The organism is Flavobacteriales bacterium (genome assembly GCA_013214975.1).
Classification (GTDB): domain Bacteria; phylum Bacteroidota; class Bacteroidia; order DT-38; family DT-38; genus DT-38.
Genome location: JABSPR010000137.1, coordinates 1 through 16,274, shown reverse-complemented (window position 1 = coordinate 16,274; position 16,274 = coordinate 1). Strand labels below are relative to the sequence as shown.

Below are 16,274 nucleotides of genomic sequence, written 5' to 3'. Positions count from 1 at the left end.
TTAAATTTAATTGGAGCAGGGATAAACTCTCTAACGGCATTCCAATTCGCTCCACTCATAAAACGATCGGATTTAAGTAAGTCTACACTATTCTCCGAATTAACAGAAATGTTGTGGTAAGCATTCGACATCATTATAGCCTTAACTGGAGGGATGTCCGTTAAGCCCAATTTATTAACTAAGAACCTTATTGTTGTTGCGTTTACTAATAATGTTAGCGTAACCGTTCCTGCGATTAAAAACAGAAACTGATCTCTAATTTCAACTGGGATCACCTCTGCATTAGCAACAATTAAAGCCAGAGCCAAACCAATGGCACCACGCAAGGCGCCATACCAAACTACAATGGCATCCTTTACTGGCAGGCCATAGCCAGTGTTTTTCATAAATGGATAACAAGCTGCAATTACAATAGCCCGTACAACATGAATACCGACATAAATTATACCTAACATAATGAAGTTCGCCATCGAAAATTCAACTCGAATTGCAATTACAACTCCCACTATAAGGAAAAGTAAACAGTTAGCTATAAAGCCTGCCAGCTCCCAAAACTCGTGCATAAAATGCTCCACCTCAGGACTAATCCTTGTTCTACCAACTCCCGCCATTACAAGGCCTAAAGCAACTAATGCTAGCACCCCTGAAACGTGTAAAAAATGTTCTGCTGCAAAGAATGCAAGGTACGCGGCAGCTACGATTACACTAATCTCAACTAATGCATCATTGAATACTTTCTTAACCCATGCCAAAACTACACCGCCTATAATTAGTCCGACAACCGTACCACCAACAGCTACATATAAAAACTCTACAAACCCATTTGTTTCTGAAGCAGAACCAGTGATCCCCAAGAAAAACACCATAAAAATTACAATTGCCGTACCGTCATTTAGCAATGATTCCCCCTCGATAAGGGTACCCAGCTTTTTACTAGCACCAAGCTCCTTTAACAACGCTACCACTGCAACAGGGTCAGTTGCGCTAATCACAGAACCAAACATTAACGCCATTGGCCAACCCCAGCCTTCAAATCCTATTCCTAGCATCTGACATCCAATAACCATTGCCGCAGTTAGACCTAAAGCGATACAAATTCCTGGGACAGCTAGTATCGTGGCGTTTGTTACCGACTTTTTAAATACGTGCACATCCATGGCAAAGGCCGCCTCGAATATCAATATTGGAAGGAATACAAAAAGTAACAAATGTGGATTAATGTTAGCCGCCCAATCCATCGATTGGTGTATGATATGAACATCCATTTCCATAAAACCAAACTCCCAAACATCAAAGAAACCTTGTCGAGCAAGTAATCCCAGACCTAATCCGAACAACAATAGCATAACGGTAAACGGTATGGGACTTTTCTTTAAAAAGTGCCGAGTAGCAGCGCCTACAAGAAGTGCGATAATGATAAAGAAAAGGGCATCTAAGCCATGTGAATCATGCCCTCCAGCGTGTTCTTCACCACCATGACCTACAGCTTCTTGCGTAGCATGATGATCTAATTCTGTGTGCTCCGAACTTTCTATTTTAACCACATCGTTTGCTAAAACCATCATATTAGACAACCCAGCTATATTTATAGAAAGGAAAGTAATTAATAGTATTCTCTTCATAATCGTATTATTTAGTAGGTATCTACAAGATTCACCAATTTCTTCAGATGCTCTTGCTTTATAGGTTCTCTTATACTCTTTGAGCTTTTAGTAAAATAAGTATGAGCATTTAAAAACTTCACTTGCATCTTGTTCCAGTCTTCAACAGAAAGTGTTATTCCGTTTGCATTCAATTCTCTAAATAGTGTTATTCCTATAGTTTCAAAATCTCCTCGACCGAGATAATCTAGATCTGAATCACATATAATTTGTTGTAGTTTAGTACTAGGAGACTGCGGGATTTTAGTAGCCATGATGATACCACATATCTTATCAATTTCCTTTTTGTTGAATCCTAATCCTGGAAGATCTTTTCGTGCGATTCCACAACCAACTTCTTCATGATTCTCGCCGCTAACCGTAAAGCCCGAATCGTGATAAAGGGCTGCCACTTTTAGAAGATCCATCTCGTTGTCCTTAATATTTTCCATTATACCCAGGTTTACTGCCGCGTTGTGCACATCGAGTGTATGACGATAATCGTGGTAAAACCTATTCTGTGGCAACTTTCTTTTCAATAGTTTAAAAACTCTCTTCCTCGTTTTTATAACCCGATCCGATTCTACCTCCCCTTTTACGAAATACATATCTATCTCTCCTTTCCCTTTCGCTTCTATCTTTCCTCTATGCTCACAATTAAAATATTTACCAACTAGATTATAAGTAACTGCCGAGATATTCAATTTTCCGGGTTCACTATTACTCTCCATCCGAGCAGCAGTATTCACCGTATCGCCCCATACATCGTATGTAAATTTTTTGTATCCAACTACCCCTGCTACTAAAGGACCCGAATGAATTCCTGCACGCATTTCCCATTTTATCTTGGCATGCTTACCTCGTTCCTTTAAATAGGCAATCATATCCAAAGCTGCTCTTACGCTCTGTACGGCATGCATTTTTGATTTTTTAGGCAATCCACAGGCAGCCATATATGCATCCCCAATTGTTTTAATTTTCTCCATTCCATGATTACTCATTATATTATCGAAGTGGTGAAATATATCGTCGAGTTCATTTACCAACTCCTGCGGATTCATTTTAGAAGACTGCTTAGTAAAACCTTTAAAATCGGTAAAAAGCAAAGATGCCTCTGAAAAGGTTTGTGCTCTAGTTTTTCCTTTTTTCTTTAGCTCATCTGCAACTTCTTTTGGAAGAATATTATGCAATAACCGCTCCGACTCATCTTTCTGATGAACGAGCTCATTTGTCCGAATTGCTACTTCTTTTTCAAGCATTTCGTTCTGCTCCTCAATTAATTTTTTCTTCGCATCCTCCTGCTTACGCTTTTCTCTCGCGAGTTGCCTATTCAATATTGAGCTAACAACGATATTAGATAACAGCTGAAGAAAATTTAAATGCTTTATAATGGAACTCACTGCCAAGGCGTCGTTGTCTTGATCGCCCAAAATTAAATATGCCAAAGGTTCCCCTCCTTTAAAAACAGGAAGCACCATATCGAATGATGAAAGGCTATCGCATTCTAAGCTTGAGACCGAAGTGATGTCTGTTACACCTATCAGGTCTCTTTCCACGTCGATATTATCTAGTTCAGAATAGTCAACTTCATATTGAAGTAAACATCTCCATTTTTTTCCTTTACTATACAATAGGAGCTTTTCTATGTTAAGTTCGTTTTTAACAAACATTTCAAACTTCTCGAGGATTTCAAGAACCGGCAAATTATTATTGATGGCATTTGTAATCTCCAATAGAACATCAAGTTGTAGATCCTTAATGTGGATCTTATCTTTAAATCGAGCTACCTTTTTGCCCGATACCCCTTTCTTTTCAGTGTCTGCCATAAGTTATATACCTGATAGATAATTAAATATATGAAAATAAGAATGACTAAATATATAATGAATGAGAAAGGCTGTAACTCAAAATATCTTAAAACCCAAATACAACTTTACCCAGACTAAACACTGTAAACGTAATCAATATGATACCCAGTAAATTTAGCCAAATACCAGTTCTCATCATCGTTTTCAATGCAATCCGATTGCTACCAAAAACTATGGTATTGGGAGGTGTGGCCACAGGTAACATAAAAGCACAAGAGGCGGAAATTGTAACCGGTATCATTAATAATAAAGGATGACATTCTGCCTTAAGCGCCAACTCAATTATTAGCGGTAGCATTAGGAAAGTAGAGGCCGTATTAGATGTAATCTCTGTAAAGAATGTCATGAAAAAACATAAAATCAGCACCATTAACAAAGGAGACAAACCAACAACTACTGTAAGGCCATTTGCAATCCATTCAGCCAATCCGGAAGAAGAAATTCCTGTGGCAAGAGCAAATCCTCCACCAAACAAGAATATTATTCCAAGTGGTAATCTTTCAAAATCCTCCCAAGCAATTAGCGTTTTAGCACCCTCATTTTTAGAAGGAATTAAAAACAATACACTTGCAGAAAGCATAGCTACTGTACCATCAGTTATGTAAGAGGGATATGCGAATACATCTCTCCATCCAGGAATACTAAAAGAACCTATTTCGATGTCGCGCCTAAAGAACCATAGCCCGACTGTTATCACAAACACTAAGCTCACCATCGTTTCTTCGTAAGACATCTTTCCCATTGCCTTCAAATCTTTTTGAATAAAACTTAAATCTATTTTAACCTCATTAGCATCTCTGAAAAACAACGCTTTTAGAATAAAAAAACTTGACGTGAACATAACAAGGCTCAACGGGAAAGCAAACAAAAACCAATTACCAAAATTGATAGCCTCGTAAACGCCAGTATCGCCAAAACGCTCATTGTATAAATTAGCCAACACCATATTGGGTGCCGTGCCAACTAAAGTAGCCATGCCCCCTATTGATGCGGCAAAAGCAACGCCAAGTAAAAAACCAGTAGCCATCTTATCGTTTCTACGTTCGCTCATTTTTTCTACTTGATTTATCACCCCCAGAACAGCGGGTAACAACATCGTTGCGGTAGCCGTATTCATAATCCACATAGACAATAAATAACTGGCCGCCATAAATCCGAGAAGCATTTTTGAAGGTGTAGAACCAGTCAGCACTATTATTTTTAATGCAATCCGGCGATGAAGATTCCATCTTTCAAAAGCGTAGGCTAAAAGAAAACCGCCTACGAATAAAAAGATGATTTTATTCATATACAATGGCGCCACCTCTTTCATCCCCATTATTCCCAAAAACGGAAACAGAATAAGAGGTAAAAGACTCGTAAAGAAGATATTAACGGCTTCAGTAATCCACCAAAGAGCAATCCAAATTGCAACCCCTGCCATGCATGCCAACGGAGTTGCCTGCTCGAAACCACCCATCAATACGAAAGCGAGAAAACCAAAAACTGGTCCTGAGAGTATTTTTAATCTTTGATTCATCAATGACAAAATTCGTTGTGAAATAACAATTAACTTTGATTTCTAAATGCTAAAAATAAGATTCCTAAAGGAATTGTTCACCAGTACTATATGATTCTTAAATACCTCAAATATTTATTTCGAGCTAAAGATGAACATGGTATTCATTCCCCATTTCTTTTTAACTTTTATTTAGACGTTGTAAAAGATCAAACTCCTTTTTATGCCTTTAAACAAATTGAGAAATTAAGAAACGAGTTGCTTTCTTCAAACAAAACAATTGAGGTTTTAGACCTTGGTGCGGGTATGAAGACCGGAAATGGACACACACATTCAATAAAAAAAATCGCAAAGAGTAGTAGTATTAGTCCTAAGTATGGCCAGTTGCTTTTCCGTTTAGTTAATTACATAAAACCGAAAACTATTTTAGAACTCGGCACTTCGCTAGGGATCAGTACTTTGTATATGTCTATCCCATCTTCTACTACAAAGGTTATAACCATGGAGGGTAGCCCAGAGAAAATCAAAGTAGCAAAAGGTAATTTTGATAAACTGAATGCTAGAAATATAGAAACTGTTGAAGGTAATTTTAACGATACCTTGTCTAAGGTTCTTGCCGAAAACCCGTTGATTGATCTTGCTTTTATAGATGGGAATCATCGAAAAGAACCAACACTAAAATACTTCGAGCAGATTGCAGCCAATACAAATGAAGATTCCGTTATTATTTTCGACGATATTCACTGGTCAGACGAAATGGAGGAAGCCTGGAATATTATTATTGCAAAACAAGAAGTTAAATTGAGCTTAGATCTTTTCTATTTCGGAATTATATTCTTTAAAAAGGAGCTATCCAAAGAGAATTACGTCCTTAGATTTTGAGTTAAATCTATATATAGTACCTTCATAGAAGAACAAAAATTACATCAATTTGAAAGTCTACACAAAAAAAGGGGATCAAGGAGAAACTTCTTTGATAGGTGGAATCCGCGTTAAAAAAAACAACATTAGGATTCAAGCTTATGGAGATGTTGATGAGTTAAATTCTTTTGTTGGTGCCATTCGCGACGAACAATTACCTGGCAATATTGAAAGCGTAATTATTCAAATCCAAGAAGACCTATTCTGTATTGGAGCAATGCTTGCCTCACCAGACCCTAATAGCAAAATGAAGATCCCGTTTATACAAGAAGATCACATAATCGCATTAGAAGAAGAAATTGACGAGATGGAAAAAGAATTACCCGCCATGAAAAAATTTGTTCTGCCTGGAGGAAACGTTTCTGTTTCTAAATCACATATTGCAAGAGGTGTTTGTAGGCGCGCTGAGCGAAGCGTAATTACATTGTCGGAAACAGAAAAAACAAATAACCTTTCGATTAAATATCTAAATCGACTAAGCGATTATTTATTTGTTCTATCACGAAAACTCACTCAAGATTTCGGTGCTAAAGAAATTCCTTGGATTCCCAGTTTCTAATATTTATATTCGCGCAAAATAGCAGAATAAAATATAATAGAAATAAAGAATGTATTGGACTTTAGAATTAGCTTCTTTCTTATCAGACGCACCTTGGCCTGCGGCTAAAGAAGAACTTATCGATTTTGCCATGAGAACTGGCGCACCATTGGAAGTAATCGAAAACTTACAAGATATTGAAGAAGAAGTAGACGGACATATCTACGAAAGCATGGAAGAAATTTGGCCTGACTATCCTACCAAAGATGACTTCCTTTTTAACGAAGAAGAATATTAGCTTGCTTTAGCTCCCCTCTCCCCTTTGCTAGATCTTTCTAGCATTAAATCAGCTATTTTTAAGGTTGTGTTTCGCGACGCGATTTAAATCAGTAAACTAATATCTTAATGGCATCCTTCTCCTCCTTTCTTAATAACCTATTCGGAAATAAATACGAAAAGGAAATCAAATTACTTGATCCTTATGTGGAGAGCATCCATGAAGCAACTGCAAAGTTTGCAAGTATTAGCGATGACGAGTTAAGAAATAAAACTGCGGAGTTTAAAGGACGGATTAAAGAATCTGTTAAATCTCAAGATGCCGAAATAGACAAGATTCGGGAAACCATTAAAACGGATAAATCTCTATCTATCTTCGATAAAGAAGATCTATACAATAACATTGACGAGATTGAGGAAAACAAGCTTTCCGCTGTCGAAGAAATGTTAATGGAAATTCTACCTGAAGCATTTGCAGTAATAAAGGAGACGGCAAAGCGACTAAAAGAAAAAGACTACCTCGAAGTACTAGCTACAGAGCAAGATCAAACTTTTGCTGCACAAAGAGATTCTATAGAAATTATTGATGGCAAGGCTCGTTGGAGTAGCACGTGGAATGTTGCTGGAACTAACCTGAAATGGGACATGGTTCACTACAATGTTCAACTTACAGGTGGAATCGTTTTGCACCAAGGCAAGATTGCTGAAATGGGAACAGGTGAGGGTAAAACACTTGTTGCAACTCTACCTGTTTACCTAAATGCTCTTGCTGGAAGAGGAGTTCATATTATTACCGTAAATGACTACTTGGCAAAAAGGGATTCGGAATGGATGGGACCTTTATATGAGTTTCATGGCTTAACGGTTGCTTGTATCGACAGGCACCAACCGAACTCTCCTGAACGTAAAGATGCATACAATGCAGACATCACTTTCGGAACTAATAACGAATTCGGTTTTGACTACTTAAGAGACAACATGGCTTCTAGTTCAGAAGACCTCGTTCAAAGAAAACATCATTTCTCCATTATTGATGAGGTGGATTCGGTTCTTATCGATGATGCCAGAACTCCTTTGATTATATCTGGTCCAACCCCAAGTGGAGACAAACATGAATTTAACGAGCTTAAACCTAAGGTAGAAAGGTTGATGAATGCTCAACGTAAATTCGTACAAACTGCATTAACCGACGCTAAAAAACTGCTTAGTGAAGCTGCTACTTCTACGGATAAAAAAGCTGCCAACGAAAAGGAAGATGATGGTTGTCTTGCACTTCTTAGAGCACATCGTGGTTTACCAAAAAACAAAGCTTTAATTAAGTTCTTAAGCGAGCCTGAGATTAAAACGAAACTTCAGAAGACAGAGAACTTCTATATGCAAGAGCAATCTAAAAACATGCATATAGTAGATGATGAGCTTTACTTCACTATTGATGAATCGCATAATTCGATTGACCTTACAGATAACGGAATTAATCTCATCACAGAAAATAGCGACGATCCGAATTTTTACATCATGCCAGATATCGGCAGTGACATCTCGGACTTAGAGAAATCAGGGCTTCCAGAAGAAGAGGAAGCCAAACAGAAAGAAAAGTTAATTCAAGGGTACGGAGAAAAATCAGAACGAATTCACACGATCAATCAATTACTTAAAGCCTATACTTTATTCGAGAAGGATACAGAGTATGTAGTGATGGACAACAAGGTGAAAATTGTTGATGAGTCTACTGGTCGTATCATGGATGGCCGACGTTATTCAGATGGATTGCACCAAGCTATTGAAGCTAAAGAGAACACCAAGATTGAAGCTGCTACACAAACGTACGCTAGCATTACCTTACAAAATTACTTTAGAATGTACCACAAGTTATGTGGGATGACAGGAACGGCGGAAACTGAAGCAAGCGAGCTTTGGAACATCTATGCATTGGACGTTGTGGTAATTCCTACCAACAGACCAATAATAAGAGACGACCGTGAAGATTTTGTTTACAAAACAAAAAGAGAAAAATACCAAGCTGTAATTGACGAAATAGAAGAGCTCACAAAAGCAGGTAGACCCGTTTTAGTTGGTACCACTTCTGTCGAGATTTCTGAACTTTTAGGCAAGATGCTTAAAATGAAGAAGATTAAGCACTCTGTACTTAATGCAAAATTACACCAACGTGAAGCGGAAGTGGTAGCAGAAGCGGGTTTCGCTGGTGCCGTTACTATTGCCACAAACATGGCAGGAAGAGGAACAGACATCAAACTTACCCCAGAAGTTATAGAAGCTGGCGGTTTAGCTATTATTGGAACAGAACGTCATGAATCAAGAAGGGTAGACAGACAATTAAGAGGTAGAGCAGGTAGACAAGGAGATCCGGGATCTACTCAGTTCTTCGTATCTCTTGAAGATAATTTAATGCGACTTTTTGGTTCGGAACGTATCGCGAAAATAATGGACAGAATGGGAATCGAAGAAGGTGAAGTAATTCAGCATTCGATGATTACCAAATCTATTGAGCGAGCACAAAAGAAAGTCGAAGAGAATCATTTTGGTGTAAGAAAGAGATTATTGGAATACGACGATGTGATGAATGCACAACGTGAAGTTATTTACAAGAAACGAAGAAACGCTCTTAATGGTGAGCGATTGAACGTAGATGTTTCCAACTCTATCAATGATGTATGTGCTTCTGTAGTGGATGAGTACAAAGACTTTGGCGATTACGAAGGGTTTAAGTTCGAAACGCTTAAAACGCTTTCAGTTAACACGAACATTTCTGAAAATGAATTCTCTGAAAGTAAATCAGACGACTTAGCAGACAAGCTTTTCTTGAACGCACATGCCGGCTTTAAAAGTAAGAATATAGATATTATTAATAGTGCAATGCCTCTAATAAAAGACTTAGTTGAAAAACAAAGTACGTACGAGCAAATGGTAATTCCGTTTACGGATAACAAAACGCCTATTAAAGCAATCATCAATTTAGAGGATGCTATCGAGAATGATGGAATGGAGATCGTAACAGCCTTCCAAAGAAGCGTAACGCTAATGATGATCGACGATGCTTGGAAAGAGCATTTACGTGAGATGGATGACCTTAGACAAACTGTTCAAAATGCAGTCTACGAGCAAAAAGATCCTTTATTGATTTACAAATTCGAGTCGTTTGAGTTATTTAAAACAATGCTGGACAATGTAAATCGAAAATTAGTAAGCTACCTTATGAAAGGTGGATTACCTAAATCGGCTTCTCAAGAAAATCTAGCACCTCCTGTCGAGAGAAGACAAGAACAACTTCAAACTTCTAAGTCGGAATTTGGGAATATTAGTTCTGGTGGAGAAGGAGTTTTAAATGGAGAAGACAGACCTGATGCTCCTAAAGCTGAACCGGTACGAGTTGAAAAGAAAGTTGGCAGAAACGATAATTGCCCTTGTGGAAGTGGCAAGAAATTTAAGCACTGCCACGGAAAGTAGAGATATTAATCTCTACCAATCTTCGTCATCATCTTCACTACTATCTGCATCATATTGATAGTCGTCTTCGTCTAAAACGACTCGCTTAGATACGAAATCTGTTTCTAATACCTTGAAGCTAGTTCGTCTATTTAATTGATGTGCCTCTTCTTCTAAATCATCCGAATCTAAGCCTCTAATAAACTTCTTACCCATTATATCCCCTGCTTTAAAAGAACCCAAGTCTTCTTCCAGTTCTCGAGGATTATCCTCACCATAGCCTTTTGGTGTTAGGCGTTCCTTCTCGATATTATTCTCAATTAAATAATCAACACATGCCTTTGCTCTTTTTGCCGCGAGAGATTTGTTGTATTTACTATCTCCTCGATTATCCGTATGTGATCCAAGCTCAATCGTAATATTAGGATTACCATTTAACGTCGTTAATAAAATATCCAACGATTTTTTCGACTCTGCTCTTAGATCCCATTTAGCTACATCGTATAAGATATTTGGCAAGATGATTGGCTTAACCGTATTCTGCAAATACATATTTTGTGTGAATGTTGTATCTCCCCTCACATCATATGTACCAATTTCAGCACCATCATTTAAAAACTTATCTAGAGTAGCTTCCATATCGTAAGCTCTATTCTGCTCTAATTCGAACGAATAAAATCCAGTTGAATCAATTGTATCTGTTAACACCTGCCCATCTGCTGTAGTAAGTGTAACAAACCCTCCAGGCAAGGCTTCTTTCGTTTCTTTATCGTAGGCATACCCTTCTAATTTGATGGTGTATATCTGCCAAAGGAATTCATAGATATCATCTCTTCCTCTACCCTCTATTCGGTTTGAAGAAAACAGCCCTTCTTCTCTTCCAGGTTTAAAGAGTATAGAAAAATCATCGGCAGTTGAGTTAACAGGATACTGCAGGTTCTCTGGTTTACCCCAGGCATCTCCCTCTTTTGTCGACTTAAATATATCTAAGCCTCCCATCCCATCGTGAGTGTCCGAAGAAAAATATAATACTCCATCACTTTTAATAAATGGGAAAACTTCATTACCCGAAGTATTAATTGACGGTCCAAGGTTTTTGGCTTTTGTCCATTGCTTGCCTCTCTTATTATAAGTAGTAACATAGATATCATTCCCACCAAAACCTCCAGGCATATCCGAAGTAAAGTATAACGTGGCATTATCTTTTGCCATTGAAGGATGCGCACATATAAAAGTATCTGAAGAGATTGGGATCAGCATAGGATCCCCGAACCCTTTACCTTTCTTCTTGGCCCAATAAATTTCACATCCTACGGCTCTCTTCTTTTCTGTTTTACACGAGGTGTAAAAAACTGCGTTATACTTTTTGTTGAATGAAGTGGCCCCTTCTCCATATTCTGTATTAATAGATCCTTCTACAACAGCCGGTTTACTCCACTTCCCTTTTCGTCCTCTTTTAGAGATAAAAAGATCCGTGTATTGCTCACCTGTCCTACCATCATCTTCAGAGCCAGTGGCTTCCTTCCTACTCGAAGTAAATATTATCGTTTTAAATTTCTTTTCTACATAAGCACCGGAAAACTCACTGTACTTAGAATTTATTTCGGCCATATTCCTAATCGACCATTGTGTCGGTGATTTAATCCATTCTTGCGCTCTTTTACAATTTGCATAGTCTCTAATACCAATTTCATCATATGGCACTTTAGATAAATACAATCTGTAATTCACCTCTGCATCCTCGAATTTTTTATTGAAGGCTTGTGCGTTTGCCAATCTTAAAATAGAAATTGGATCAAAATATTTTCCTGAAACGGATTTTTTATACCACGATTCCGATTTTCTGATGTTTCCACTGAGCCTATATGACTCTCCTAAATTAAAACACACTCTAGCTTTTTCAAGCTTATTTATCTTCTTCGCTCTCGGATAAAGTTTCTCGTATAAAAAACATGCGACGTTATATTCCTCTCTCTCAAAAGCTCTATCTGCTTTGATGAACATATCGGTTTGTGCAAACAAACTCCCCCCATTAAACAATACTACTAATAGTATTACTACGCCCTTATAAATTCTCATGATTCCAGCTCTCTTAAACTTTATGACACTAATTTAAGCAATCCTCCTCGACACATCGTTAATAAAAATTGTTCCAGTGGCATGAATTATGAACAGAATTTATTTTTCTTTGAAAATCTATTATTTAACAATTAAAACTTTACAAAATGAGGAGAATGGCAGTGGCATTAGTGTTGATATTATCAATGGCAAGTGCAAGTTTTGGACAATTAATCGGTGGTGAGTTTGAAAAACTTGGATCGCTATATTTAGAAGGGAAATACGAGGATTGTAATGCTAAAGCTTTAAAGTATACAGAATCAGACAAAACAAAAAGACACCCAGAGCCATATCTCTACTTAGCCATGTCTAACTATCAAATCGCAGATTCTGATGATAAGAAACTAACAGAAACCTATCCTAACGCACTTAAAGATGCTATGAAATGGGCAGCTAAGTTTAAAAAGAAAGACAAAGAAGATGACTACTACACAAAGAGTTCTAAGTTCTTAAACAAACTAAAAACTAAAGCATTAAAAATTGCCGATGAGTTTTATGCTGCCAAGAATTATAAAAAAGCGGCCTTCTACTTCAAAAGTATTTATAATTTCTCAGCCGATCCAAACGTGAAATTCATATGGGGTATGTGCGATCTTAATTTGAGAAGTACAGGTCAGGCTACATTAAGTATTAGCTCGGCTGCTAAAGAATTAAATAGAATGTTTGCTAAGGGTGAATACAATTCAGAAAATAGCACTGCGTATGAGCTCTCATTAAGCCTTATCGAATATTCTGACCACCTCATGACCACAAATAAAAAAGACTCTGCACAGAAAACTATTGTTATGGCCAGGAAATTACTTCCCGGCGATGAAGATGTACAGGCTCAGTTTGGGAAGCTGATGGAATAATGAGAGAATACATTGCCGCACTGAAAGAAGCCTTTGAGGAACATAGCAATGCAGAAATTGCCGCGCAGCAAAAAGCCTATATGCGAAACCAGTTTGAGTTTATAGGCTTAAAAACCCAAACTCGAAGGGCCGCTTCAAGACCCTTTTTAGTAAAAGAATATTTACCCGTAAAATCGGTGATGACAAAAATTGTGGTAGAGCTTTGGAATGAAGATTCTAGAGACTACCACCATTTTGCGCAAGAGCTCTATTTAAAATATGTAAAGCAAATAGAAAAACGCGACATTGAAATGTTTGGATACATGATTGCAAACCAATCGTGGTGGGATACGGTAGATTTTATTGCACCAAAATTAGTCGGAGCTTATTTCAAGAAATTCCCAGAAGAGCGAGACAAAATTATTAAACATTGGTTGGCTTCCGATAATATATGGCTTCAACGTAGTTGCGTTATCTTCCAACTGAAATACAAACACGAATTAGATACAATCTTTTTAGACTATGTAATTAACCAATTACTCGGTTCTAAAGAGTTCTTCATCAATAAAGCCATCGGTTGGATGCTTCGAGAATACGGTAAAACAAATGCCGCCTGGGTAGTAGACTTTGCTTATCGCACAGAATTACACTCTTTAAGTAGACGTGAAGCGCTTCGAATTATTTATAGCTAAATGAATATTGAAGAACTTCGAGATATATGTATTTCACTTCCACATGTAACGGAAGATATTAAATGGGGAAATAATTTATGCTTCCTCGTTGTAAACAAAATATTCCTAATTTCTGCAATGGACGAATCTCCTATTCGAGCATCGTTTAAAATCCCCTATGATCTATTTAATCATTTAATTGAAAGAGACGGGATTTATCAAGCTCCATATCTGGCAAAAAGACAATGGGTTATGATAGAAAATATTGAATATTTATCGACCGAACAATGGAGGGGATTTACAAAACAATCTTATAATTTGATTGTCTCCAAACTCTCAAAAAGGATACAAGAAAAGCTCAAATAAATCGATGTAAGAAATTCCTGTTTTTTGTACAAAAAATTATATCGTATTTTTGAGTCAACGGAATGGTTATGAAACACATACTACTTATCTCACTTCTCGCTTTATTAGTAACGGCTTGTCATGAGGAACAAGCGAGCAGAAAACGAATAATAAGCGATTGCACAAAGACTGTACAGCAGGTGGGCAACGTCGACGAAATTCTCGCCCATAGATATTGCAGATGTGTGGCAGATACGCTTATTACAGTTTTCTCCGACATAGACATAGATAAACACTTAATACTTGGGGATGAAGACCGGTATGAATTATACAAATCCCATACAAAACACTGTATGATTAAGCTCGCAAATCCGGCAAAAGACATGTCAGTAAAAGAGTAATAATACCCTTGTTTATCTATTACTTTAGTTAAAAATACTGTTCTTACAGGGGACTTAAAGGAAAGTCACTGAGCCTCAGTAGTAACAAATCCAATATTTCGGCGTATCTTCTTGTAGCTAATATTATAAGTTATGAAAGAAAAGAAAATCATTATCCTCGCAGCCGTATGTCTATTATTTATAATTAGTTCATGTCATCATGGTAGCGGATACAATTATTCTTCGCATCATAAAAAGAGTACCAAGTACACTAAAGGGCTCGGAAACCACAATAAATCGTCTAGTACAGAAATAGGTTTCTACAAACATCATTAAGATACTGTTCTTATCCTGTTCAATATTCTAAATACATAGAATCGAATTCTATGCTTTAAAGTCGTGGGGATAATTGCAATTTTCACATTCCTAATAGACTGATTTCCATTTAATAACTGGATAACAATCTATTTAGGCAACCTATTATAGGTTAGTGCGTCTAATCATAAACCAACGATGTAAGACATGAAAAAAGCAATTCTACTATTAATAGCACCTTTCTTATTTAACCAAGCATTTGGACAGCTAGCAACTTCCGTAGTAGCAACTGATATTAGTTGCTATGGAGAGTGTGATGGATCAATAGTTGGATCTGTATCAGGCAGCACCCCCTTGCCTACCAGTGGTTTAATGAGTTTGGACAAATATTGGGAACCACAACCAATATTACAGGATTATGCCAAGGCATTTACATTTTCAAGGTAACTTCTAGTGGAGGAATAAGTATAGATTCAATTTCTATTAATGAACCTCTAGAAATCCTAATAACGACCAGCTCAACAAACTCCTCATGTGGTCAATCAGATGGATCTGCTTTTGTTACTTCTATTCAAAATTTTGCTGGTTACTACATTTCTGATTGGGGAAATGGCATGCAGGGAGATGTTATAAGTGGGGTTTCTGCAGGATTATACACCGTAATGGTAACGGATTTGAACGGCTGTAGTACTAGTAGTACGACTTCCATTTATGATAATCCGGGACCAACAATCTCTATTCAAAACATATGGAATACAAATTGTTATAACGGATGCGACGGATATGTGGATTTCCTTATTTACGATGGTACTGCACCATATTCAATAACTGTAGATGGACAGCCTTATATAGGTCTAATGGCTATTCCTCAATATTCATATTCTAATCTATGTGCGGGAAGTCATGAACTAATAATTACAGACGCTAATGGCTGTACAGATATAGCAGTATTTGATATACTGGAACCGGATGAATTTACTATTTCAACAACTGCTACACCGGCTTCATCTGCCTCAAATTCGGATGGAACAGCAACTGCCAATATTGTATCGGGAACAGGTCCTGCAATGTACGTATGGAATGATGCGAATACTCAATTAGCTCAAACAGCATCAATGCTTTCAACAGGAGACTATTGTGTAACTGTAGTTAATAGCTATGGATGTGAAGCGATCTCTTGCACTTTTGTAGACTTCACCACTTCGCTAAACGACTTCGGAGGAAACGAGATTATTTCCGTTTATGGAAAGCAAGTACAGATTAACTCTTCGCCCGATGAAGTTCAGATAAATACAATTACAGGTCAATTGGTTCACTATGCTAAAGTCTCGGGATCTAGTCACTCAGTGGAATTAGAAACAGGTGCTTACATTGTAACTGTTAGAGTTCAAAGGCAAGAAATTTCAAAACAGATTTACATTCAATAGAGA

Annotated in this window: 15 protein-coding genes; 11 read left to right on the top strand and 4 right to left on the bottom strand. The window is 37.4% G+C overall.

Annotation, left to right across the window (positions count from 1 at the left end; translation table 11 throughout):
• From HRT72_05095 to HRT72_05085, 3 genes are all read right to left on the bottom strand, one after another.
• The coding region (locus HRT72_05095; protein NQY67085.1) for a sodium:proton antiporter at nt 1-1,622 on the bottom strand (1,622 nt) is incomplete at its 3' end.
• Nucleotides 1,623-1,633: 11 nt separating this feature from the next.
• Nucleotides 1,634-3,466: an HD domain-containing protein gene (locus HRT72_05090; GenBank protein ID NQY67084.1), complete on the bottom strand. Its 1,833-nt coding sequence runs from the start codon at nt 3,464-3,466 to the stop codon at nt 1,634-1,636.
• Between the two features lie 88 nt (nt 3,467-3,554).
• Nucleotides 3,555-5,027, bottom strand: a complete 1,473-nt coding sequence (locus HRT72_05085) for an SLC13/DASS family transporter (protein ID NQY67083.1) — start codon at nt 5,025-5,027, stop codon at nt 3,555-3,557.
• 90 nt (nt 5,028-5,117) lie between these two features.
• Here HRT72_05085 and HRT72_05080 point away from each other — a divergent pair, with 90 nt between their 5' ends.
• From HRT72_05080 to secA, 4 genes are all read left to right on the top strand, one after another.
• A complete protein-coding gene (locus tag HRT72_05080) occupies nt 5,118-5,888 on the top strand; it encodes a class I SAM-dependent methyltransferase (protein ID NQY67082.1) in 771 nt (256 codons plus the stop codon).
• A gap of 49 nt (nt 5,889-5,937) precedes the next feature.
• A complete protein-coding gene (locus tag HRT72_05075; GenBank protein NQY67081.1) occupies nt 5,938-6,486 on the top strand; it encodes a cob(I)yrinic acid a,c-diamide adenosyltransferase in 549 nt (182 codons plus the stop codon).
• Between the two features lie 49 nt (nt 6,487-6,535).
• Complete coding sequence (locus HRT72_05070; protein NQY67080.1) at nt 6,536-6,763, top strand: DUF2795 domain-containing protein; 228 nt, start codon at nt 6,536-6,538, stop codon at nt 6,761-6,763.
• Nucleotides 6,764-6,870: 107 nt separating this feature from the next.
• Nucleotides 6,871-10,206, top strand: coding sequence for a preprotein translocase subunit SecA (gene secA, locus HRT72_05065; GenBank protein NQY67079.1), 3,336 nt, complete (start codon nt 6,871-6,873; stop codon nt 10,204-10,206).
• A 12-nt stretch (nt 10,207-10,218) separates the two neighbouring features.
• On the opposite strand, the gene HRT72_05060 is transcribed toward secA, so the two are convergent.
• The gene (locus HRT72_05060; GenBank protein ID NQY67078.1) at nt 10,219-12,264 is read right to left on the bottom strand and encodes an OmpA family protein; all 2,046 of its coding nucleotides are present in this window, start codon (nt 12,262-12,264) and stop codon (nt 10,219-10,221) included.
• Between the two features lie 155 nt (nt 12,265-12,419).
• Between HRT72_05060 and HRT72_05055 the strand changes: the two genes are divergently transcribed.
• From HRT72_05055 to HRT72_05025, 7 genes are all read left to right on the top strand, one after another.
• Nucleotides 12,420-13,154, top strand: coding sequence for a hypothetical protein (locus HRT72_05055; protein NQY67077.1), 735 nt, complete (start codon nt 12,420-12,422; stop codon nt 13,152-13,154).
• Nucleotides 13,154-13,825, top strand: a complete 672-nt coding sequence (locus tag HRT72_05050) for a DNA alkylation repair protein (protein NQY67076.1) — start codon at nt 13,154-13,156, stop codon at nt 13,823-13,825. Before HRT72_05055 ends, HRT72_05050 begins: the two co-directional genes overlap by 1 nt.
• The gene (locus HRT72_05045) at nt 13,826-14,170 is read left to right on the top strand and encodes an MmcQ/YjbR family DNA-binding protein (protein ID NQY67075.1); all 345 of its coding nucleotides are present in this window, start codon (nt 13,826-13,828) and stop codon (nt 14,168-14,170) included. It begins immediately after the preceding gene.
• Between the two features lie 68 nt (nt 14,171-14,238).
• Nucleotides 14,239-14,550, top strand: a complete 312-nt coding sequence (locus HRT72_05040) for a hypothetical protein (protein ID NQY67074.1) — start codon at nt 14,239-14,241, stop codon at nt 14,548-14,550.
• Nucleotides 14,551-14,682: 132 nt separating this feature from the next.
• Nucleotides 14,683-14,865: a hypothetical protein gene (locus tag HRT72_05035; protein NQY67073.1), complete on the top strand. Its 183-nt coding sequence runs from the start codon at nt 14,683-14,685 to the stop codon at nt 14,863-14,865.
• Nucleotides 14,866-15,051: 186 nt separating this feature from the next.
• On the top strand, nt 15,052-15,291 hold the full coding sequence (locus HRT72_05030; GenBank protein ID NQY67072.1) for a SprB repeat-containing protein: 240 nt from the start codon (nt 15,052-15,054) through the stop codon (nt 15,289-15,291).
• Nucleotides 15,234-16,271: a hypothetical protein gene (locus tag HRT72_05025; protein NQY67071.1), complete on the top strand. Its 1,038-nt coding sequence runs from the start codon at nt 15,234-15,236 to the stop codon at nt 16,269-16,271. Before HRT72_05030 ends, HRT72_05025 begins: the two co-directional genes overlap by 58 nt.
• Nucleotides 16,272-16,274: the final 3 nt, after the last annotated feature.